Source organism: Mesorhizobium sp. M7A.F.Ca.US.008.03.1.1, assembly GCF_003997495.1.
In the GTDB taxonomy this organism is placed as follows: Bacteria; Pseudomonadota; Alphaproteobacteria; order Rhizobiales; family Rhizobiaceae; genus Mesorhizobium.
The window spans coordinates 30,617-50,890 of record NZ_RZRU01000009.1 but is presented as its reverse complement, the minus strand read 5'-3'; the positions used below and the strand labels follow the sequence as shown (position 1 = coordinate 50,890).

The 20,274-nt window shown below is 60.9% G+C and carries 21 protein-coding genes; 2 read left to right on the top strand and 19 right to left on the bottom strand.

Translation table 11 applies throughout. The annotated features are described in order from the left end of the window. Nucleotide 1 precedes the first annotated feature (1 nt). The 9 genes from EOA16_RS14385 to EOA16_RS14345 form a co-directional block, all read right to left on the bottom strand. Nucleotides 2-1,081: an ABC transporter ATP-binding protein gene (locus EOA16_RS14385; RefSeq protein WP_127258926.1), complete on the bottom strand. Its 1,080-nt coding sequence runs from the start codon at nucleotides 1,079-1,081 to the stop codon at nucleotides 2-4. Between the two features lie 42 nt (nucleotides 1,082-1,123). Then, the gene (gene glpD / locus EOA16_RS14380; RefSeq protein ID WP_127258924.1) at nucleotides 1,124-2,650 is read right to left on the bottom strand and encodes a glycerol-3-phosphate dehydrogenase; all 1,527 of its coding nucleotides are present in this window, start codon (nucleotides 2,648-2,650) and stop codon (nucleotides 1,124-1,126) included. Between the two features lie 126 nt (nucleotides 2,651-2,776). After that, the gene (locus tag EOA16_RS14375; protein WP_127258922.1) at nucleotides 2,777-3,544 is read right to left on the bottom strand and encodes a DeoR/GlpR family DNA-binding transcription regulator; all 768 of its coding nucleotides are present in this window, start codon (nucleotides 3,542-3,544) and stop codon (nucleotides 2,777-2,779) included. Between the two features lie 78 nt (nucleotides 3,545-3,622). Continuing rightward, entirely contained in the window at nucleotides 3,623-5,032 is a 1,410-nt protein-coding gene (locus EOA16_RS14370; RefSeq protein WP_127258920.1) for an aspartate aminotransferase family protein, read from the bottom strand. Nucleotides 5,033-5,133: 101 nt separating this feature from the next. Then, on the bottom strand, nucleotides 5,134-5,865 hold the full coding sequence (locus tag EOA16_RS14365; protein ID WP_027036708.1) for a peptidase: 732 nt from the start codon (nucleotides 5,863-5,865) through the stop codon (nucleotides 5,134-5,136). A gap of 31 nt (nucleotides 5,866-5,896) precedes the next feature. Further along, the gene (locus tag EOA16_RS14360; RefSeq protein WP_127258918.1) at nucleotides 5,897-6,691 is read right to left on the bottom strand and encodes a transglutaminase family protein; all 795 of its coding nucleotides are present in this window, start codon (nucleotides 6,689-6,691) and stop codon (nucleotides 5,897-5,899) included. A 79-nt stretch (nucleotides 6,692-6,770) separates the two neighbouring features. Next, a complete protein-coding gene (locus EOA16_RS14355) occupies nucleotides 6,771-7,712 on the bottom strand; it encodes an alpha-E domain-containing protein (protein ID WP_127258916.1) in 942 nt (313 codons plus the stop codon). A gap of 140 nt (nucleotides 7,713-7,852) precedes the next feature. After that, entirely contained in the window at nucleotides 7,853-9,265 is a 1,413-nt protein-coding gene (locus tag EOA16_RS14350; RefSeq protein WP_027036711.1) for a circularly permuted type 2 ATP-grasp protein, read from the bottom strand. Between the two features lie 170 nt (nucleotides 9,266-9,435). Continuing rightward, nucleotides 9,436-9,672: an Lrp/AsnC ligand binding domain-containing protein gene (locus tag EOA16_RS14345; RefSeq protein WP_127258914.1), complete on the bottom strand. Its 237-nt coding sequence runs from the start codon at nucleotides 9,670-9,672 to the stop codon at nucleotides 9,436-9,438. A 264-nt stretch (nucleotides 9,673-9,936) separates the two neighbouring features. On the opposite strand from EOA16_RS14345, the gene EOA16_RS14340 reads away from it, so the two are divergent. Continuing rightward, entirely contained in the window at nucleotides 9,937-10,356 is a 420-nt protein-coding gene (locus tag EOA16_RS14340; RefSeq protein ID WP_127258912.1) for a DUF4864 domain-containing protein, read from the top strand. A gap of 484 nt (nucleotides 10,357-10,840) precedes the next feature. On the opposite strand, the gene EOA16_RS14330 is transcribed toward EOA16_RS14340, so the two are convergent. The 8 genes from EOA16_RS14330 to coaD form a co-directional block, all read right to left on the bottom strand. Next, complete coding sequence (locus EOA16_RS14330) at nucleotides 10,841-11,131, bottom strand: hypothetical protein (RefSeq protein WP_127258908.1); 291 nt, start codon at nucleotides 11,129-11,131, stop codon at nucleotides 10,841-10,843. A 119-nt stretch (nucleotides 11,132-11,250) separates the two neighbouring features. Continuing rightward, on the bottom strand, nucleotides 11,251-12,381 hold the full coding sequence (tgt, locus tag EOA16_RS14325; RefSeq protein WP_127258906.1) for a tRNA guanosine(34) transglycosylase Tgt: 1,131 nt from the start codon (nucleotides 12,379-12,381) through the stop codon (nucleotides 11,251-11,253). Next, the gene (locus tag EOA16_RS14320) at nucleotides 12,374-12,643 is read right to left on the bottom strand and encodes a hypothetical protein (RefSeq protein WP_127258905.1); all 270 of its coding nucleotides are present in this window, start codon (nucleotides 12,641-12,643) and stop codon (nucleotides 12,374-12,376) included. The genes tgt and EOA16_RS14320 overlap by 8 nt, the downstream gene beginning before the upstream one ends. Continuing rightward, nucleotides 12,633-13,721 (bottom strand): tRNA preQ1(34) S-adenosylmethionine ribosyltransferase-isomerase QueA, encoded by a 1,089-nt coding sequence (gene queA, locus EOA16_RS14315; protein ID WP_127258903.1) that lies wholly within the window; start codon nucleotides 13,719-13,721, stop codon nucleotides 12,633-12,635. The genes EOA16_RS14320 and queA overlap by 11 nt, the downstream gene beginning before the upstream one ends. Further along, nucleotides 13,721-14,170, bottom strand: coding sequence for a DMT family transporter (locus EOA16_RS14310; RefSeq protein WP_027036714.1), 450 nt, complete (start codon nucleotides 14,168-14,170; stop codon nucleotides 13,721-13,723). The genes queA and EOA16_RS14310 overlap by 1 nt, the downstream gene beginning before the upstream one ends. Before the next feature lie 12 nt (nucleotides 14,171-14,182). Beyond that, nucleotides 14,183-14,695: a peptidylprolyl isomerase gene (locus EOA16_RS14305; protein ID WP_127258901.1), complete on the bottom strand. Its 513-nt coding sequence runs from the start codon at nucleotides 14,693-14,695 to the stop codon at nucleotides 14,183-14,185. A 40-nt stretch (nucleotides 14,696-14,735) separates the two neighbouring features. Then, nucleotides 14,736-15,323, bottom strand: a complete 588-nt coding sequence (locus EOA16_RS14300; RefSeq protein ID WP_127258899.1) for a peptidylprolyl isomerase — start codon at nucleotides 15,321-15,323, stop codon at nucleotides 14,736-14,738. 74 nt (nucleotides 15,324-15,397) lie between these two features. After that, on the bottom strand, nucleotides 15,398-15,898 hold the full coding sequence (gene coaD / locus EOA16_RS14295) for a pantetheine-phosphate adenylyltransferase (RefSeq protein WP_127258897.1): 501 nt from the start codon (nucleotides 15,896-15,898) through the stop codon (nucleotides 15,398-15,400). A 298-nt stretch (nucleotides 15,899-16,196) separates the two neighbouring features. Between coaD and EOA16_RS14290 the strand changes: the two genes are divergently transcribed. Then, nucleotides 16,197-16,349: a hypothetical protein gene (locus EOA16_RS14290; RefSeq protein WP_081714296.1), complete on the top strand. Its 153-nt coding sequence runs from the start codon at nucleotides 16,197-16,199 to the stop codon at nucleotides 16,347-16,349. Nucleotides 16,350-16,418: 69 nt separating this feature from the next. Here EOA16_RS14290 and gyrA read toward each other — a convergent pair whose 3' ends face one another. Both gyrA and EOA16_RS14280 read right to left on the bottom strand, forming a co-directional pair. After that, entirely contained in the window at nucleotides 16,419-19,220 is a 2,802-nt protein-coding gene (gene gyrA / locus EOA16_RS14285; protein WP_127258895.1) for a DNA gyrase subunit A, read from the bottom strand. 221 nt (nucleotides 19,221-19,441) lie between these two features. After that, on the bottom strand, nucleotides 19,442-20,266 hold the full coding sequence (locus tag EOA16_RS14280) for an AraC family transcriptional regulator (protein ID WP_127258894.1): 825 nt from the start codon (nucleotides 20,264-20,266) through the stop codon (nucleotides 19,442-19,444). Nucleotides 20,267-20,274 lie beyond the last annotated feature (8 nt).

Below are 20,274 nucleotides of genomic sequence, written 5' to 3'. Positions count from 1 at the left end.
CTCAAGCCGCCAGCTTCGGCGTGCTCACGGCGCGGCCGTGCTCGTCGAAAACCATGATGTGGCGTGGATCGATGAAGACCTCGACCACCTCGTCCGGCTCGAAATGCCTGATACCGTGGGTCAGCATGACCCAGCGCGCATCGGCGAAATCGAGATGGATGAAACTCTCCGACCCGGTGATCTCGGTGATCGTCACCTTGGCCCGCACCGGCACCGCCGCCGCGTTGGGCCGATCGAGCGACAGGTGATGCGGCTGAAAGCCGACCGTATAGATGGCGTCGGCAATGCCGGAGAGCTCGGCCGGCACCGGCAGGTTCACGCCACCCTCCAGCAGGAAATCCCGGCCCTTCTTGGCGAGCACGATGGTGTTGAGCGGCGGATCGGAAAACGTCCGGGCTGTCACTAGGTCGGCCGGCTTGCGGAACACCTCGATGGTCGGTCCGAACTGGGTGATACGCCCTTCAGAAAGCGTCGCTGTGTTGCCGCCGAGCAGCAGGGCCTCATGCGGCTCGGTCGTGGCGTAGACGAAGATGGTGCCGGCGGCGGCGAAGATCCTGGGCAATTCGGCGCGCAGTTCCTCGCGCAGCTTGTAGTCGAGATTGGCAAGCGGCTCGTCGAGAAGGACCAGGCTGGCGTTTTTGACGATGGCGCGGGCGAGCGCGGTGCGCTGCTGCTGGCCGCCGGACAGGCTGAGCGGCGTGCGGTCGAGATAGGGCGTCAGCTTGAGAAGCGCGGCGGCATTGCGCACTTCCTTGTCGATTTTCGCCTGATCGGTTCCCGCCACCCTGAGCGGCGAGGCGATGTTCTCATAAACGGTCATCGCCGGATAGTTGATGAACTGCTGGTAGACCATGGCGATCTTGCGCTTCTGCACCGGCACGCCGGTGACGTTCTGGCCGTCGAACCAGATGGAACCGGAGGTCGGCACGTCTAGACCGGCCATCAGCCGCATCAGGCTGGTCTTGCCCGAGAGCGTAGGCCCGAGCAGGACGTTGAGCGAGCCGTGCTGGAGCGTCAGCGACACGTCGCTTATATGCGCGACCGCACCGACCGCTTTGGTGACGTTTCTCAGTTCCAGCATGATGCCTCCTCCCAGGCCTTCCGCATCAGCTCAAACCCCTCTTCATTCGGCAGCCGCGACATGGCGCCGGCTTATGCCGCGCATGAATTCATCAAGAGCCACCACCTGCTCGCGGCTGAGATGCAGACCGCGCTTGGTCCGGCGCCACAATACATCTTCTGACGTGACGGCCCATTCGTTTTGAACGAGATAGCGCACCTCGGCCTCGTAGAGATCGGCGCCGAAGTTGCGGCCGAGATCGACGTTCGATTTGGCCAGCCCCAACAGCATCCTTGCGCGGGTGCCATAGAGCCGGGTCAGCCGGCGGGCGAGGCGCGCGTCGAGGAATGGATAGGCGGTCTTCAGTTTCGCCACTTCGGCATCGAAACCGGTGGCCGGGAAATCGCCGCCCGGCAACGGCGCGTTCGCCGTCCACGGCTTGCCGCGTTTGCCAAGAAAACCCTCGATCTTGTCCAGCATCGATTCCGCCAGCCTGCGATAGGTGGTGATCTTGCCGCCAAAGGCGTTGACGATCGGGGCTGCGCCCTCGCCGCCATCGGCCTTGAGCACATAGTCGCGCGTCGCTTCCTGCGCCTTGGAGGCTCCGTCGTCATAGAGCGGACGGACGGCCGAATAGGTCCAGACAATGTCCGAGCGCTTGACCGGTTGCGCGAAATATTCGCTTGCCGCGGCGCAGAGGTAGTCGATCTCGGTGTCGCTGATCTTCACGTCATGCGGATCGCCGGGATAATCCTGATCGGTGGTGCCGATCAGCGTGAACTCTTCCTCATAGGGAATGGCGAAGATGATGCGGCCATCCCTGTTCTGGAAGAAATAGGCGCGCGGATCGTCGAACTTCTTGGCGATGACGATGTGGCTGCCCTGCACAAGGCGGACATTGTGCACATCGTTGAGGCCGACGACGCCGGACAGCACATGATCGACCCAGGGGCCGGCGGCATTGACCAGCAGTCGCGCCTTGATCTCCTCGGTCTCGCCGGTCTGCAGATCCTCGATCTGGATCGTCCACAGGCCGTTTTCGCGGCGCGCGCCGGTCACTTTCGTGCGGGTGCGGACCGTTGCGCCGCGGTCGGCGGCATCACGCGCGTTCAGCGCCACCAGCCGCGCATCGTTGACCCAGCCATCCGAATATTCGAAGGCCTTCTTGAACAGCGGCTTCAAAGGCTTGCCGGCCGGATCCCTGGCCATGTCCAGCGTCCGGGTCGCCGGCAGCAATTTGCGCCCGCCAATGTGGTCGTAGAGGAAGAGACCGAGCCTGATCAGCCAGGCCGGGCGCAGGCCCTTGGCATAGGGCAGCACGAAGCGCATCGGCCAGATGATGTGCGGCGCGTTCTTCCACAGAACCTCGCGCTCCATCAGTGCCTCGCGCACCAGGCGGAATTCGTAGAATTCGAGATAGCGCAGGCCGCCATGGATCAATTTGGTCGAACCCGACGAGGTCCCGCTGGCGAGATCGTTCATCTCGGCGAGAAAGACGGAAAAGCCACGCCCGACGGCATCGCGGGCGATACCGCAGCCATTGATGCCGCCACCAATGACGAAAATGTCACGGATCGGAGATGCGTCCACAAATTCCTCCAGCGATTTCGCATTGCACCATTTTTGGGCTTTTACGAAACCGTGTCGGAATTATTTCGAAATGATAACGAATGTCAAACGAAATATCACGAGCGCGTGATATCAGGTGAAAACCGCCTAGGCGAGCGACGTCTCGATCAGTTGAACCTCAGCCTCCTGGCAGATCTTGCGCACCGACGGGATGTCGCAACGATCGGTGATGAAGGTGTTGACCTGCGACAGATGGCCGATGCGCACCGGTGCGGTTCGCTCGAATTTGGTCTGGTCGGAAACCAGGATGACATGTCTTGCATTGGCGATGATCGCCTGCGCCACCTTGACCTCGCGAAAATCGAAGTCGAGCAAGGCACCGTCATGGTCGATGGCGGATGCGCCGATCACCGCGTAATCGACCTTGAACTGCCTGATGAAGTCGACCGCCGCCTCGCCCACCACACCGCCATCGGAACCGCGCACGACCCCACCGGCAATCACCACCTCAATCGACGGATATATCCGCATCCTATTGGCAACATTGATGTTATTGGTGATGACCATGAGACCGTTATGATCGAGCAACGCCTTGCTGACCGACTCGGTCGTGGTGCCGATGTTGATGAACAGCGAGGCGTTGTCGGGGATCAGCCTGGCGGCGGCGCGGCCGATCGCCTCCTTCTCGTCGGCGGCGATCTTGCGTCTCGCCTCATACTCCATGTTCTCGATGCCGGAGGGGTACAGCGCGCCGCCATGGATGCGCGAGAGCAGCCGCTGGTCGCACAAATCGTTGAGGTCCTTGCGTATGGTCTGCGGCGTCACATTGAAGTGGGTGGCCAGATCATCGACCAGTACGCGGCCATGATCCTTGGCCATCTGAATAATCTCGGCATGGCGCGGCGAAAGATACATGGGCAACCTCCCGTTTTCGTTTTTCTTGTCTATAGTCGAAAACGAAACCGATGAAAAGGCATAAGCCGGCTAACGAAATCAGCGATCCAAGCCACGTGCCATTTCAGTAATTACCACAAAAGCCGTTTCGACATCGGCGGCGGTCGCCTCGAACTGTCCGACCTGGAAACGGATCGCTATCAGTCCATCAACCTTCGTCTGCGTCAGGTAGATGCGGCCATCGTCGTTGATCGCATTGACAAGGCGCAGGTTGTGCTCGTCCGCGTCGGTTGCGGTCTTGTGCCGGAACGAGAACAACGACAGCATCGGTTCGCTGACGATCTCGAAATCCGGCTCCCTTGCCAGCCGCGCTGCCAGCCCTTCGCTCCAGGCGACATGATTGCGGATCATCGTGCGCAGGCGTTCCAGGCCATGGGCGCGCAGCAGGAACCATAATTTCAGCGCGCGAAATCGCCTGCCGAGCGGTACCGACCATTCTGAATAGTTGATGATGCCGTCATGACCGTGCGTCTTCAGATAGTCCGGTTTGATAGCCAGCGTCCTGACATGGCTCTGTGGATCGCGCAGGAACTGGATCGAGCAGTCGAACTGTGCGCCCAGCCATTTGTGCGGGTTGAAAACGATCGAATCGGCGCCTTCGACGCCTGTCCAGAAATGCCGATACTCCGGACAGATCATCGCCGATCCCGCCCAGGCGGCGTCGACATGGAGATAAAGCCCATGCCGCCGCGCCACCTCTGCCACCGCCGCGATGTCGTCGGTGCCGCCGGTGCTGGTGCCGCCGACGCAAGCGATGATGCCCGCCGGCAGCATGCCGGCTTCCCGGTCTCCGATGATTGCCGCCTCGAGCGCTGCCGTGTCCATGGCGCGAAAGCGGCCGCCTACCGGAATGCGCACGAGATTGTCCTCGCCGATGCCTGACACCCAGATCGCCCGGTCGATCGAAGTGTGGACCTGGTCGGAGGAATAAATGCGCAGCCGCGCCTGCCCTGCCAAGCCTTGTTTGTTGCCTTGCCAGTCGAGTGCCCGTTCGCGCATGGTCAGCACCGCGGCCAACGTCGCCGATGAGGCTGAATCCTGGATTACGCCCGAGAAACCTTTCGGCAGGCCGAGCGCCTGGCGCATCCAGTCGACGGTGCGCATTTCCAGCTCGGTCGCCGCCGGCGACGTCTGCCAAAGCATGCACTGTGCGGCCATCGCCGAGACCAGATACTCCGCCACTACAGAGACGGGCGCCGCATTGGCCGGGAAATAGGCGAAGAAGCGCGGATGCTGCCAATGCGTCATCCCCGGCAAGATCTTCTCCTCGAAATCGGCGAAAATCCGGTCCATCGGTTCGGCGTCTTCGGGCGGCGAAACCTCTATGCTTCGAAAAATGTCGCCCGGTTCGACCAGCGGCCGCACCGGCCGCTCGCGCAGCGAGTTGCGGTAGTCGGCGCCCCAGTCGGCGGCGCGCCGCGACCATTGCCGGAACTCATCGTTGTTCATCCTGTCCTCCCGACATGATCCCTCGCCGCCACCCATCGCGGCTGGCTTCTTTACTAATTAACGCGTGAAATATATGCAACCGCCAGCGAATGCGGCGTGCCTCAGCCAGGAAAATCCGGCAGGCTGGCGAAAGCCGTCTTCAGCGCATTCGACCAGCCGTCGGAGATCGTGCGGTAATACTGGTCGTCCTGGCCAATCCGCTTCTTCAACCCGACCTTGAAGGCGTCCTTCTCCAGGAAGAGCAGGTCGAGCGGCAGGCCGACGGACAGGTTCGACTTCAACGTCGAATCGAACGACACCAAAAGCAGCTTCACCGTCTCGGCGAGGCTCATCGTCCTTTCGTAGGCGCGGATGATGATCGGCTTGCCATATTTGGTCTCGCCGATCTGGAAAAACGGCGTGTCATCGGTCGACTCGATGAAATTGCCTTCGGGATAGATCATGAACAGGCGCGGCTCGCTGCCCTTGATCTGGCCGCCTAGGATAAAGGACGCATTGAAATAGGAATCCGCCTTCTCGCCAGCGGGTGACGAATTGGCGATGACCTCCTTGACCGTGTCGCCAACAATGCGGACCGTTTGGTACATCGACGGCGTTTCGAGCAGCGTGGAATGTCTTTCGGAGATCGCCTTGGTGCGCTCGTCAAGCAGGCTGACCACGGCCTGCGTCGTCGCCAGATTGCCCGCCGACATCAAAACGATGACACGCTCGCCCGGCTCTTCCCAGACATGCATCTTGCGAAAGGTGGAGATGGAATCCATGCCTGCATTGGTGCGCGTGTCCGACATGAACACGAGCCCGCGATCGATCTTCAGGCCAACGCAATAAGTCATGGAATCTCTTCTAACGGCAAATGCTGGCGGATTACTGCTCCACCGTGACGGTGACCGCAAGCTGTTCTTCCGCCTGTCCCAGCCGAATTCCCGACACCGGCGTGGCGTCGCGGTAATCGCAGCCCGTTGCCACCTTTACATAACGCTCGTCGGGTGAAATGCCATTGGCGGCATCAAAGGCAACCCAGCCGAGACCCGAAACGTGCGCTTCGGCCCAGGCATGGCTGGCTGCCTGCTCGACCGTGGCATCCAGCATCAGATAGCCGCTGACATAGCGAGCCGGAAAGCCCATGGCGCGCGCCGCGGCGGCAAAGATATGGGTGTGATCCTGGCAGACACCGGTTTTCAGCGCCAAGGCTTCCTCCGCCGGCGTCGTCGCATTGGTGGTGCCGGGCGTGTAGGCGACGCGTTCGCCAATGATGGCCATCAGCCGGTGCAGCCTTTCAATGTCGCTGCCCTTGTCGACCGATGCGGCGAGATCGCGAACACCGCTGCCGATCGTCGTCAATGGTGTCTCTTGGCTGTACAGCCAGAGCGGCGTAAAGCCCTGGTGTGGTCCCGAGACACCCGCGGTGTCGCGCGTCACCACCTCGCCCGACGCCTCCACCGTGATGAAGTCGCGCTCGCCCTCGACGCTCAACAGCCTTGTGTCGTTGCCGAAATGGTCGACAAAGCGGACCTCTTCGCGTGCGCCTTCGATCGCCAGAGCCCAGGACAGAACGGTCTGCGTCGACCCGCTGACTGGAAGCAGCCGCAGCCGCTGCAACAGATAGTGCACCGGCGCATCGTAACGGTACTCGGTCCGGTGGGTAATCTTCAGCCGCATGCTTCTATTCCGTTTGTGAGCACGATCTCCGGACAAACGGTTGTCTGAGAATACCGGCTCCCACCTTTCGGGACCATGCTCAATTGAACCGATAATCTTGTGCGATCTCTTCGCCCAGCTTGGTGTTGTCGCGAATGAAATTGGCCAGGAACTCATGCAAGCCCGCGTCGAATATGCCCTTGATCGACCCGGCTCTCAGCATTGTCTGCGTCTTCTCGGCCGTTGCGTGGCAGGCATGGCGTTCGCCGTAATCGTCGCCGAGGAATTCCAGATGCTCCGACAGGAAGCGATAGCAGAACATCAGCGAACGCGGCATGCGGACATTGAGGATCAGATAATCGGCAATGTTGGTCGGCTTGTAATCGGCGTCGTAGACCCAGCGATAGGAGCGATGCGCCGAGACCGAACGCAGGATCGATTCCCACTGATAATTGTCGAGCGTCGAGCCGACCCAGGAGATCGACGGCAGCAGCACATAATATTTTACGTCTAGGATACGCGCCGTGTTGTCCGCGCGCTCGACATAAGTGCCGAGCTGCGAGAAATCGAAGATCTCGTTGCGCAGCATGGTGCCGTAGAATGAGCCGCGGATCAGCGCCGTCTCGCGCTTGATAGCGTCGAGCACGCTGGGCAGGTCGCGCTCGTCGATCGGCCTGGCCAGCATCCGCTTCAGCGACATCCAGGCTTCGTTGATGCTCTCCCAGGTCTCGCGCGTCAGCGCGGTACGCACCATGCGGGCATTGTTGCGGGCTGTCTCGATCGACGCCATCGTGCTCGACGGGTTCGACGTGTCGCGCAACAGGAAGTCGGCGACGTTGGCGGCGGTATAGTCAGAGTATTTCTGGCTGAAGGTGACGTCGGAACCAGCGCTGAGCAGCACCGAATTCCACTCTTCCGAGGCGCTCTGGGTGCGGGTAAGCGCCATGCGCAGGCCGGCATCGACCAAGCGTGCCATGTTTTCCGCCCGCTCGATATAGCGATTCATCCAATAGAGCCCGTTGGCAGTGCGGCCGAGAAGCATGGAATGGCCCTTCGGGCTAGTGAGTAGGGAATAGTGAGTGGGGAATAGTATGGGTTTGAATCTCAATGGAATATGGCATTTCCTGTTCCTCTACTTCCACCAGTCACTACTGACTACTGACTATTCCCTACTCACTAACTTCAATCATCCAGTACCCATGTGTCCTTGGTGCCGCCGCCTTGCGAGGAGTTCACGACCAGCGAGCCTTCCTTGAGCGCGACGCGGGTCAGCCCGCCGGGCACGATCTGGATGCGATCGGAGACCAGCACATAAGGCCTGAGATCGACATGGCGCGGCGCCAACCCTTTTTCCGTCAGGATCGGGCATGTCGACAGCGCCAGCGTCGGCTGGGCGATATAATTCGAGGGTTTTGCCTGGAGTTTCTTGGCAAACGTCTCGCATTCCTTCTTGGTAGCCGCCGGTCCGACCAGCATGCCGTAGCCGCCGGAACCGTGCACTTCCTTGATCACCAGTTCGTCGATGTGTTCGAGCACGTATTTCAGGCTGTCCGGCTCAGAGCAGCGCCAGGTCGGAATGTTGCCGAGGATCGCCTTGCGGCCGGTGTAGAATTCGATGATCTCGGGCATGTAGGAATAGATCGCCTTGTCATCGGCAATGCCCGTGCCCGGCGCATTGGCGATGGTGATGTTGCCGGCGCGATAGACATCCATGATGCCGGGTATTCCAAGAGCGGAGTCCGGACGGAACGTCAGCGGGTCCAGATAAGAATCATCGACGCGGCGGTAAAGCACATCGATCTGCTTGTAGCCTTCGGTCGTGCGCATCGCGACATGGCCGTCGACCACGCGCAGGTCCTGGCCTTCGACCAACTGCACGCCCATCTGGTCGGCGAGGAAGGCGTGTTCGAAATAGGCGGAGTTGAAACTGCCGGGCGTCAGCACCGCAATGGTCGGCGCGCCTTTGGTGCTTTGCGGCCGCACCGCCGCCAGCGACTGGCGCAGAAGCTGCGGGTAGTTTTCCACCGGTCGCACCTTGATCTTCTGGAACAGCTCGGGAAACAGCTGCATCATCGTCTCGCGGTTCTCCAGCATGTAGGAGACACCCGACGGCGTGCGCGCGTTGTCCTCCAGCACGTAGAACTCGTCCTCCGAGATGCGGACGATGTCGACGCCGATGATGTGGGTATAGACGCCGGCCGGCGGCCTTACCCCGATCATCTCCGGCAGGAATGCCTCGTTCCTGGCGATCAACTCCCTGGGAACGCGCCCTGCCCGCAGGATCTCCTGCCGATGGTATATATCGTCGAGGAAGGCGTTCAGCGCCTGCACGCGCTGCTCGATGCCTTGCGTAAGGCGCCGCCATTCATTGCCTGAAATGATGCGGGGAACGATATCGAACGGGATCAGCCGCTCGGAAGCCTCCTGCTCGCCATAAACGGCGAAGGTGATGCCGGTCTTGCGGAAGACGCGTTCGGCGTCTTGCATCTTCTCGGTCAACCTGGCCGGATCCTGCTCCTTCAGCCAGCGATCATAAGCCGAATACGGTCTTCTCAATCCGGAGACTTCCGGAAGCATTTCATCGAACGCTGCCAATCGCATACTCCCCTGTGACGCCATTTCACTGGCCTCGCCGGAGAAAATCAAGCGCAATCGGTGATTTGGGAGATACGGGCGATCAGTATGTTGCGCCTGCCTAAAATTGAGGCAGTCGAAATATGACAGTAGTCAGGCTTTGCCTTGTGTCCGGGCAAGTGGGTTAGCGGCTAGAAAGCGCGGAACGTGACGACGGTGAACGTGTCCTTGATGCCGGGGAGAATCTGCACCCTTTCGTTGACGAAATGGCCGACGTCTTCCTCGTCGTCGACATAGAATTTGGCGAGCAGGTCGTAGTTGCCGGCGGTGGAGTAGATTTCCGAGGCGATCTCGGCATCGGCAAGCGCGCTGGCAACCTCATAGGATTTACCCAGCTCGCATTTGATCTGCACGAAAAACGCCTTCATGGCTTCGTCCCGCTAAACGTCCAAGTCCAGCGCCCTTCTGGCAGACTGGAGGCGGGCTTTCAAGCGCTGGAATGAATGCTCAGTCGACCCGCGACGTGGGCTACGACCTGCCGCAGCTCTGCACCAGCATGCAACCTGCCGCCGATCGCCAACGATTATTCGCAATCGCTGAAACCGCGATGCGCTGCCAAGCGTATGTTATGATGCGCCTTCGGACAGCGCTATTTCGAGGGAAGATATTTCGCGGGACAACGGAGACAGGCCATGCGCCGCGCCTTTTTCGCAATTGCAGTCGTTCCATTCCTCTTTGTGTCGTCGGCATTGGCCGGCGATGCCGAGATCAAGGCAGGCCAGTCTGTCATCGACGGTCAGCTAAAGGCCCTCATCGCCAATGACGGCGCCACCGCCTACAGCTTCGCCGCTCCGAATGTGAAACGGATCTTCCCGACCGTCGATGCCTTCATGAACATGGTGACCAATGGCTACCCGCCGGTGCGCAAGCCGCGGACCTATTCCTTCGGCAAGGTCGAGGAGACCACTCCGGGTTCGATCGTCCAGCAGGTGCTGATCGTCGGACCGGACGGCAAGGATTACGAAGCGGTCTATACGTTGCAGCAACAGCCCGACGGCACGTTCCAGATCACCGGCTGCAGCCTGCGCGCCTCGAATTCGCTCAGCACTTGAGGCAGCGATGTTCCCCCCGCGCTAATTCCTTTTGGTATTTTTAAAAAGAACCCAGGAAGCGAACGCTCTCCGGTCCTTTGCAGGAGCCTTCGAAAAATTCTCGATTACAATTTTAACGCTTTCTATGTCAGCAAGGACGTCAGACCTGTAGAACCTTGCCAACGGATTATAATCCGCCTCATGCCGCTTGCTTTGGGTCTCTACAAATTTATTGGCGAAATCGTCAATCGACGCAGGGAATTTGCCGATCGTTTTTTTATCTTCACAAGCACTTTTAGCAGTTCCATGCGCAAGCGAGCGGTAAACTTCGACCCAAGCGTGTTTGCTCCTCTCCGAGCCACTGCCTCCTATCAACAGGTCCGCACAGGTACCAGCTAAGCAATGAAACATTGCGTAATATATCGTACTGGCTGAACGCCGCAGATTGACCTGAGACGGCTTGCCTTTCCCGGCAGTTGCTAGAGATTTCGCCGTATTGAGAAGATCACTTGGCTTCAGCTAAATCTCCCGCTTCCGATTTCGCCACATAGAAGAAAATAGGGAAGCTATCCTCACCAATTTCAGATAGATTATTTCGGACTTGGCGAGTAATTCCTATTGTCTCTCTTGCATCTATCTTATTATTTTTGCTATCAAATATCACATAAACGTTTAGAATATTGTCTCCATCGGTCGTAGTATCACGGTTAACCACGACATTCAGAATCTTTCCGCTGTGAATTTTGTCTCGAACTACCTTTGAGATCGCAGATTTTACTTTTTCGTCGGCTACCATAGCGGGTACTTTCCTCGGGAGGCGTTGGCACAACCCATCGTCAATCCTAGATCGGTAAAAGCTTTACACAATTCAAGGGAATTGTCGCCTCTTAGACGACTGGTGGTACCACATACGATTCATAGAGCTGCTAAATCGCCCCTCGCCCAGCCCTCGGTGATTTCCGCGCCGCGCGCCTCGAAGGCGCCTGCCTCGATCGCAGCGCGAATGTCCTGCATCAGCTTTTGATAGTAAGAAAGGTTGTTCCAGGTCAAAAGCATCGCGCCGAGCGCCTCCTGCGAGCGCACCAAATGATGCAGATAGGCGCGTGAGTAGTCCCGGGCGGCAGGGCAGTCGCTTTCCTCGTCGAGCGGCCTAGGATCGTCGGCATGGCGGGCGTTGCGCAGATTGACCTTGCCCCGCCTGGTATAGGCAAGGCCGTGGCGGCCGGCCCGCGTCGGCATCACGCAGTCGAACATGTCGATGCCGCGCGCCACCGATTTCAAAATATCGTCCGGCGTGCCGACACCCATGAGGTAGCGTGGTTTGTCGGCCGGCAGTTCCGGACAGGTGACGTCGAGCATTTCGAGCATCACTGCCTGCGGCTCGCCGACGGCCAGGCCGCCGACCGCATACCCCTTCAGATCCATCGCGCTCAGCGCCTGCGCCGAACGCACCCGCAGCGCTGCATTGTCGCCGCCCTGCACGATGCCGAACATCGCCTTGCCAGGCTGGTCGCCGAACGCCGTCTTGCAGCGCTCGGCCCAGCGCAGCGACAGCTCCATGGCGCGCTCGATCTCCTTCAATTCGGCCGGCAGCGCCGTGCATTCGTCGAGTTGCATCTGGATGTCGGAATCGAGCAGCCCCTGGATATCGATGGACCGCTCCGGCGACATCTCGTAGGCGGCGCCATCGATATGCGAGCGGAAGGTGACGCCCTTTTCCGTCAGCTTCCTCAGCTTCGACAGCGACATCACCTGGAAACCGCCGCTGTCGGTCAGGATCGGATGCGGCCAGCGGGCAAATTCATGCAAGCCGCCGAGCCGCGCCACGCGCTCGGCGCCGGGTCGCAGCATCAGATGATAGGTGTTGCCCAGGATGATGTCGGCGCCGACACCGCGCACCTGGTCCATATACATCGCCTTGACGGTACCGCCGGTGCCGACCGGCATGAAAGCCGGCGTGCGGATTTCGCCACGCGGCATGTCGATCACGCCGCGCCGCGCCTTGCCGTCGGTTGCCAGAACCTTGAAGCTGAACGGCTTAGCCATTGAATTCCTTGTCGTGGATCGGGGCGTCCGGCGCCTGATTGTCGAGCGACTGGCGGTAGTGGATGCAGCCGCGCATGAATTTTGGCCAGGGCGGCACGGCGATTGCCGGTTCGGTTTTTTCCGGCAGGAGGTCCCACAGATCGGGGTGATGCCAGCACAGTTCATGGCCGGTTGCGTCGCGATGCTGGCGAATACCGGCGCGCAGTTTTTTCACCTCCGCGATCAGCGCATCGCGGTCAAAGGCTTGCAGATCATCGTCCATCGCTCGTCTCCGCTCGGAAAAGCAGGCTTGCGTCGCCATAGGAATAGAACCTGTAGCGGTTCTCGATCGCATGGGCATAGGCCGCACGCATCGTGTCGAGGCCGCTGAAGGCCGAAACCAGCATGAACAGCGTCGAGCGCGGCAGATGGAAATTGGTCATCAGAATGTCGGCGGTGCGAAAACGGTAGCCGGGCGTGATGAAGATATCAGTCGGACCGGACCACGCAGCCAGAGTGCCGTCCTCACGCGCCGCGCTCTCCAGCAGACGCAGCGAGGTGGTGCCGACGGCGACAATGCGCCCGCCCCTTGCCTTGGCCGCATTGAGCGCGTCGGCTGTTTCTGCGCTAACCGAACCGGTTTCGGCATGCATCTTGTGGTCGGCGGTGTCGTCCGCCTTCACCGGCAGGAACGTGCCGGCGCCGACATGCAAGGTGACGAAGCGGCGTTCGATGCCCTTGGCATCAAGCGCCGCAAAGAGTTCCGGCGTGAAATGCAGGCCCGCCGTGGGGGCAGCGACGGCGCCTTCCTCGCGGGCATAGATAGTCTGGTAATCGGCTCGGTCGCGTTCGTCGTCATCGCGCTTCGAGGCGATGTAGGGCGGCAGCGGAATGTGGCCGACCGCGTGCAGCGCTTCGTCGAGGAAGGGGCCCGACAGGTCGAAGCCAAGCAGCGCCTCGCCGCCCTCGCCTTTCTCGATCACAGTGGCGTCGAGCTGACCGAGGAAACAGGAATTGCCGTCATGGCCGAAATGGATGCGGTCGCCGGCTGCGATGCGCTTGCCCGGCCGCATGAAGGCCAGCCAGCGGCCCGGCGCCATGCGCATGTGCAGTGTGGCTTCGACCTGCGCCGTCGCCTCGCCCCGCCGCCGGATGCCTTTGAGCTGCGCTGGAATGACCTTGGTGTCGTTGAACACCAGCACGTCGCCGGCCCTGAGCAAGGACGGCAGGTCGCCAACCCTGCGGTCGTCGAGCCCTTCGCCTGATTTGACCACCAGCATCTTGGCGCTGTCGCGCGGCTCCGCCGGGCGAAGCGCGATGCGCTCCTCCGGCAGATCGAAGTCAAAGAGATCGACGCGCATCAGTAGAGCCGGACGAGCAGCGCTCCGGCCAGCAGCAGCACCGCGCCGGCGATGCGGCCGAGCGAGATTTCACGCACCGCGACGCCGAGGAAGCCAATGCGGTCGATGAGCATGCCGGCCAGCAACTGGCCGGCCACCAGAAACGCCATCAGCGCGGCGGCGCCGATGCGTGGCGTCAGGATCGTCGACAGCGTGACATAGAAGCCGCCGAGCATGCCGCCGGCCACGAACAGCCAGGGCGCCGGCGCCTTCCAGTCGAGCGAGATGCCTTGCAGCTTGACCACCGTAACGGAGATGATGCCGAGCACGATCGCGCCCGACAGGAACGAAAACGCAGCCGCCGCGACCGGGAGACCCAGGCCGCGCGCGAGCTGCGAATTGATCGGCGCCTGAATGGCAATGAAGGCGCCGGACAGGATGCCGAGAAGCGACCAGACGACGCCCATCATTGTCGTTTGCCCTTACTTGACGTCGGCCGCGACCTTCAGCGACACGATCTTGTCAGGATCCTGCACCGGCTCGCCGCGCTTGATCTTGTCGACATTGTCCATGCCTTCGATGACCTGGCCCCAGACCGTGTACTGGCGATTGAGGAAAGCGGCATCGTCGAAGCAGATGAAGAACTGCGAATTGGCCGAGTTCGGGTTCTGCGAGCGGGCCATCGAGCAGGTGCCGCGAGCATGGTTGGCGTTGGAAAATTCGGCCTTCAAATCCGGCTTTTCAGAGCCGCCCATGCCCGCGCGGGACGGCGCGAAGGAAGGCTTCGAGGAATTGCCGAACTTGACGTCGCCGGTCTGCGCCATGAAGCCTTCGATGACGCGGTGGAAGACCACGCCATCATAGGCGCCCTCCCTAGCCAGTTCCTTGATGCGGGCCACATGGCCCGGCGCCAGGTCGGGGAAAAGTTCGATGACGACCGTGCCCTTGGTCGTTTCCATGATGAGCGCGTTCTCGCGGTCCTTGATTTCGGCCATGTCAGATATCCTTTTGAGAAAACAGAGTTATTTGACAATTTTACTTGTCTGCGGCGATGCGCACCTTGATCATCTGATCGGGGTCGGTGACCGTGCCATTGTCCGCTGCGTCGCCCTTCTTGATTTGGTCCACCAGTTCCATACCGCTGACGACGTTGCCGACGATGGTGTACTGGCCATCGAGCGGCGGCGCCGGCGCGAACATGATGAAGAACTGCGAATTGGCGGAGTTGGGGTCCTGCGAGCGGGCCATGCCGACCACGCCGCGCTTGTAGTGTTCGCTCTGCGAGAATTCGGCCGGCAGGTCGGGCAGGTCGGAACCGCCGGTGCCGACGGCCTGGGCGCTAAAACCCTTCTTGATGTTGCCGAACTTGACGTCGCCGGTCTGCGCCATGAAGCCGTCTATGACGCGGTGGAAAGCGACGTTGTCATAGACGCCCTGGCGCACCAGCTTCTTGATCTGCGCGACGTTTTTGGGCGCCAGATCGGGCCGAAGCGCAATGGTGACGTCGCCGTCCTTCAGCGTGATGATCATGGTGTTTTCCGGGTCGGCGGCGAAGGCCGAGACCGATGCGGTCACAAGGCCGGCAAGCACAACGAGGAACGAGGCGAGCTTTTTCAGCTGCATATCTGTCTCCGGGGATTTTTGTGTTTATGCATGTCGTTGCCCCAAAACCGGCTTCCACTTTTGAGCGACATGCATCATTTCTTGAATTTGGCGGTGAGTGCGCCGGCGACAGCCGCCGGAACGAAGGGGCGGATGTCACCCCCCATCGAGGCAATCTGGCGGACGAGTGTGGCGGTAATGGTGCGTACAGAGGGGCTGGCGGGCAGAAAAACCGTCTGCAGCTCAGGCGCCATGGTCTCGTTCATGCCGGCCATCTGCATCTCGTAGTCGAGGTCGGTGCCGTCGCGCAGGCCGCGAATCATGATCGAGGCGTCGTGCTTCCTGGCCGCGTCGATCACCAGCCCGTCGAAGGCGACGACCTGGATGCGGGCGCCGTCGCTGCCGAATTCCGTCTTCGTCGCCGTCTCGATCAGCTTCACCCGCTCCTCGAAGGAAAACAGCGGTTGCTTGCCCGGATGAATGCCGATCGCCGCATAAACGATATCGGCCACGGCCAGCGACGCCTTCAGCACGTCGAGATGGCCGTTGGTCAGCGGGTCGAAGGAGCCGGCATAGAGGGCGATGCGTTCAGTCATGGCTGGTGCTTCTAATGCATGATCCCAAAAAGTGGAAACCGGTTTTTGGAAAAGATCATGCTCAAATGAAAGCTAGAGCCTGTTCCATCTTCCGTCCATCAAGATGGAACAGGCTCTAGCGAGCCTCTCTCGCAAAGGCAAATCCGATCGGCGCGCCGGCCGTGAACCTTTTCCGGCGCATGAACGACAGATGAACACGCTGATCACGAAGCCTTCACGCAGCGTTCACTAGGTTGCACCTTAATAAGATGAAACCAAAATCCCATCTATCCGTTGTTAGGCGCAGGAGAACACGCACATGCTGATCTACATGCTCGCCACCGCAATGACCGTCGCCATGCTGATCGCCACCGTATTTGGGCTGCATCAGGAGGCACAACGCATCCGCGTCAAGGCAAACACCAAGCGCTTCGAAGGCTTCGGCCCGCGCAAGCCATATCGCCACTACTGATAAAGCCTGAACTTGCTGCCGCGCCGGCCAACTGGCCGGCGTTGCTATGTCGAAACCCGGGTTCCGGAGTTAGTCCGCAACCTCCGGACCGGCGTCAGGCGCCGGAGCGGCATCGGCACCGCCCTCGAACGTCTCTTCGCTTTCTTCGTCCGCTTGCGGTTCCGAGATCCGCTCGACCGAAACCACCTTCTCGCCTTCAGCCGTGTTGAAGATGGTCACGCCCTTGGTGGCGCGGCTGGCGAAACGGATGCCATTGACCGGAACCCGGATGACGGTGCCGCCGTCCGACACCAGCATGATCTGGTCGTCATTGCCGACCGGGAACGTCGCCACCAGCCTGCCAATCTCGGCAGCCTTCGACACATCGGTGGCCCGGATGCCTTTGCCGCCGCGTCCGGTCAGCCGGAAATCATAGGACGACGAACGCTTGCCGTAGCCGAATTCGGTCACCGTCAGCACATACTGTTCGTGCGCCTTGAGCTCTTCGTATCGGCTGTCGGAAAGCTCCGTCTCCTCGCCGATCTCCTCATTGGTCAGCGCGATCTCTTCCTCTTCGCCGGCCGTTTCTGTGGCCAGACGCCGCTCCGCCGCCGCGCGCTTCAGGTACGCGGCGCGTTCCGCCGGCGAAGCATCGACATGCTCGATCACCGACATCGAGATGATGCGGTCGGTCTCGGCCATGGTTATGCCGCGCACACCGACCGAATTGCGGCTCTGGAAGACGCGCACGTCGCCGACGGAGAACCGTATGCACTGGCCGGAACTGGCGGTCAGCAGCACGTCGTCCTTGTCGGTGCAGGTCTCGACGCCGAGGATCTCGTCGCCTTCTTCCTCCAGCTTCATGGCGATCTTGCCGTTGCGGTTGACCTGGACGAAGTCGGATAGATCGTTGCGGCGCACGGTGCCGCGCGTGGTGGCAAACATAACGTAGAGTTCGCCCCAGCTGGCCTCGTCCTCCGGCAGCGGCATGATGGTGGTGATGCGCTCGCCCTGCTCCAGCGGCAGCATGTTGATCAGCGCCTTGCCGCGTGACTGCGGATTGCCGATCGGCAGCCGCCAGACCTTTTCCTTGTAGACGATGCCGCGCGAGGAGAAGAACAGCACCGGCGTATGCGTGTTGGCCACGAACAGCCGGGTGACGAAATCCTCTTCCTTGGTCGACATGCCGGAGCGGCCCTTGCCGCCGCGGCGCTGCGCCCGGTAGAGCGACAGCGGCACGCGCTTGATGTAGCCGGAATGGCTCACCGTCACGACCATGTCTTCGCGCTGGATCAGATCCTCGTCTTCCATGTCCGAACCGCCTTCCGAGAGTTCGGTGCGGCGCAGCGTGCCAAACTCGTCGCGCACAGCGGCAAGCTCGTCCTTGACGATCTGCTGGACGCGCGCGCGGGACGACAAAATGTCCAGATAATCGATGATTTCGGCGCCGATCGTGTTCAACTCGTCGGCGATCTCATCGCGGCCGAGCGCGGTGAGGCGCTGCAGGCGCAGCTCGAGGATGGCGCGCGCCTGTTCCTCGGACAGATTGTAGGTGCCGTCCTCGTTGATCCGGTGGCGCGGATCATCGATCAGGAGGATCAGAGATTCCACGTCGCCGGAGGGCCAGCGCCGCTCCATCAACTGCTCACGTGCCGTCTGCGGATCCGGCGCGGTGCGGATCAGCTTGATGATCTCGTCGATGTTGGCGACGGCGATGGCGAGACCGACCAGCACATGGGCGCGATCGCGAGCCTTGCGCAGCAGGAATTTGGTCCGCCTTGTGATCACCTCCTCGCGGAAGGCGACGAACGCCTTCAGCATATCGGTCAGGTTCATCACTTCCGGCTTGCCGCCATTCAGTGCCACCATATTGGCGCCGAAAGAGGTCTGCAGCGGCGTGAAACGGTAGAGCTGGTTGAGGATGACGTCGGCAACGGCGTCGCGCTTCAATTCGATGACGACGCGGTAGCCTTGGCGGTCGCTCTCGTCGCGGATATCGGAAATGCCCTCGATGCGCTTGTCGCGTACCAGTTCAGCCATCTTCTCGATCATCGACGACTTGTTCACCTGGTAGGGAACTTCGGTGATGATGATGGACTCGCGGTCGTTGCCGCGCTGTTCGATGTTGACCTTGCCGCGCATGACGATGGAGCCGCGGCCGGTCGAATAGGCGTTGTAGATGCCCGAACGGCCAAGCACGATGCCGCCGGTCGGGAAATCCGGTCCCGGAATGATCTCCATCAACGCCGGCAGGTCGATCGCGGGATTGTCGATGAGGGCGATGGCGCCGTTGCAGATTTCGCTGAGATTGTGTGGCGGGATGTTGGTCGCCATGCCGACGGCGATGCCGCCCGAACCGTTGACCAGAAGGTTGGGAAACCGTGCCGGCAGAACCTTCGGTTCGCTGCCCGACGCATCGTACGTGTCCTGGAAATCGACAGTGTCCTTATCGATATCCTCCAAAAGCTCGTGAGCGACCTTGGTCAGCCGCGCTTCGGTGTAGCGCATCGCCGCCGGCGGATCGCCGTCGATGGAGCCAAAATTGCCCTGCCCGTCGATCAACGGAACGCGCAGCGACCAGTCCTGTGCCATGCGTACCAAGGCGTCATAGATGGAGGCGTCGCCATGCGGATGGTATTTACCCATCACGTCGGCGACAGGACGCGCCGACTTCACGTATTTGCGGTTCCAGTGGTAGCCGCTCTCATGGGCGGCGAAGAGAATGCGGCGATGCACTGGCTTCAGGCCGTCGCGCACGTCGGGCAGCGCACGGCTGACGATCACGCTCATGGCGTAATCGAGATAGGAGCGCTGCATCTCCTCGACGATGGATATCGGCTCGATGCCGGTGGGGCCGCCGTCGGCGCCGCGCGGTGTCTTCTGGTCGGTCAAATCGGATCACAATCTAATCAGGAATCACTTGGTGCTTATATAGGAAGCAAGCCAGAAACTCCAACCTTCACGGCAGTTTTCCAGTGTCATTTTTGATGGTAATTTCAAATGGATACCACCGATTGCGACGATATGGCCAAGGCGGTTTTCGCCGCCCCGACGCAAAAGCCTGCGTGTCTGCCTTTTGCGGGCACGGGGCCGATTCACGAAGCAGAAACGGGCTATGCGCCACGGCGGCTGCGATAGTGGCCCGGCGTCTCGCCCATGATCCGTCGAAAACGACGATTGAAGGTCGACAGATCGTTGAAGCCGGCGTCGAAGGCGATCGCCGAAACCGCATCGTTCGACATGCGCAGCCGCACCGCGGCCCTGTGCAATCGCGTCTTGAGCAGGAATTGGTAGGGCGTCATGCCCGCTACCTGCCGGAAGATGCGCAGGAAATGATACGGGCTGGTCGCCGTGTCATCGGCAAGCGCTGAAAGCGAGACCGTCCCGTCGGCATCGAGTTCGATCCGCCGCACGGCCTCGGCCACCCGCTTCTGATCGCGGCGGCTTGGTGCGCGCCTGACATGCGTAGCGCCAGAGGCTGTAGCGACGGCAGCACCGGCCATGCGCTGGGAGAGTTCCTCGAAGGCGTCGATGTCGGCCATCTCGCGCGCGGTCTCCGCCTCGGCCAGCAGTGGCGCCAGGACCGGCAAAGGCGGCAGGCGCGCCGCCTCGAAAGCCAGCTTCCTGGCGCCCGGCACGCCAGCCGCGATCCGTTCCATGTAGGACGGCCTGAAGTGGAACGAGAGGCAACGGTCGCCGCTACCATGCTCGTGCCCGCATTCGTAACATGTGCCGGGATTGCCAAGCAGGAGCGCGCCGGGCGCCAGCATCGCCGTGCCTTGTTGGGCGCGGTAGCGGAACGTGCCGCTGGTGACGGCGGCCACACAGAAATCCTGATGCGCTTCCTCGAACGGCCGATCGCCGGCACCAGCCGTGCAGATCACATCCGTCACATGCCAGCCGGGTCCGTATGCGAGCCTATGCGTGGTCGCTGTCATGACCCGAA

What these genes read in the sequence shown, in the direction of transcription:
- EOA16_RS14310 (WP_027036714.1), bottom strand. Translation starts at nt 14,170, where the DNA reads ATGATGGGCGTCGTCTGGTCGCTTCTCGGCATCCTGTCCGGCGCCTTC.
- coaD (WP_127258897.1), bottom strand. Translation starts at nt 15,898, where the DNA reads ATGACTGAACGCATCGCCCTCTATGCCGGCTCCTTCGACCCGCTGACC.
- EOA16_RS14375 (WP_127258922.1), bottom strand. Translation starts at nt 3,544, where the DNA reads ATGTATCTTTCGCCGCGCCATGCCGAGATTATTCAGATGGCCAAGGAT.
- EOA16_RS14340 (WP_127258912.1), top strand. Translation starts at nt 9,937, where the DNA reads ATGCGCCGCGCCTTTTTCGCAATTGCAGTCGTTCCATTCCTCTTTGTG.
- EOA16_RS14360 (WP_127258918.1), bottom strand. Translation starts at nt 6,691, where the DNA reads ATGCGGCTGAAGATTACCCACCGGACCGAGTACCGTTACGATGCGCCG.
- EOA16_RS14370 (WP_127258920.1), bottom strand. Translation starts at nt 5,032, where the DNA reads ATGAACAACGATGAGTTCCGGCAATGGTCGCGGCGCGCCGCCGACTGG.
- EOA16_RS14320 (WP_127258905.1), bottom strand. Translation starts at nt 12,643, where the DNA reads ATGGACGATGATCTGCAAGCCTTTGACCGCGATGCGCTGATCGCGGAG.
- EOA16_RS14345 (WP_127258914.1), bottom strand. Translation starts at nt 9,672, where the DNA reads ATGAAGGCGTTTTTCGTGCAGATCAAATGCGAGCTGGGTAAATCCTAT.
- EOA16_RS14365 (WP_027036708.1), bottom strand. Translation starts at nt 5,865, where the DNA reads ATGACTTATTGCGTTGGCCTGAAGATCGATCGCGGGCTCGTGTTCATG.
- EOA16_RS14305 (WP_127258901.1), bottom strand. Translation starts at nt 14,695, where the DNA reads ATGGCCGAAATCAAGGACCGCGAGAACGCGCTCATCATGGAAACGACC.
- EOA16_RS14290 (WP_081714296.1), top strand. Translation starts at nt 16,197, where the DNA reads ATGCTGATCTACATGCTCGCCACCGCAATGACCGTCGCCATGCTGATC.
- EOA16_RS14280 (WP_127258894.1), bottom strand. Translation starts at nt 20,266, where the DNA reads ATGACAGCGACCACGCATAGGCTCGCATACGGACCCGGCTGGCATGTG.
- queA (WP_127258903.1), bottom strand. Translation starts at nt 13,721, where the DNA reads ATGCGCGTCGATCTCTTTGACTTCGATCTGCCGGAGGAGCGCATCGCG.
- EOA16_RS14330 (WP_127258908.1), bottom strand. Translation starts at nt 11,131, where the DNA reads ATGGTAGCCGACGAAAAAGTAAAATCTGCGATCTCAAAGGTAGTTCGA.
- EOA16_RS14300 (WP_127258899.1), bottom strand. Translation starts at nt 15,323, where the DNA reads ATGCAGCTGAAAAAGCTCGCCTCGTTCCTCGTTGTGCTTGCCGGCCTT.
- tgt (WP_127258906.1), bottom strand. Translation starts at nt 12,381, where the DNA reads ATGGCTAAGCCGTTCAGCTTCAAGGTTCTGGCAACCGACGGCAAGGCG.
- EOA16_RS14355 (WP_127258916.1), bottom strand. Translation starts at nt 7,712, where the DNA reads ATGCTTCTCGGCCGCACTGCCAACGGGCTCTATTGGATGAATCGCTAT.
- EOA16_RS14385 (WP_127258926.1), bottom strand. Translation starts at nt 1,081, where the DNA reads ATGCTGGAACTGAGAAACGTCACCAAAGCGGTCGGTGCGGTCGCGCAT.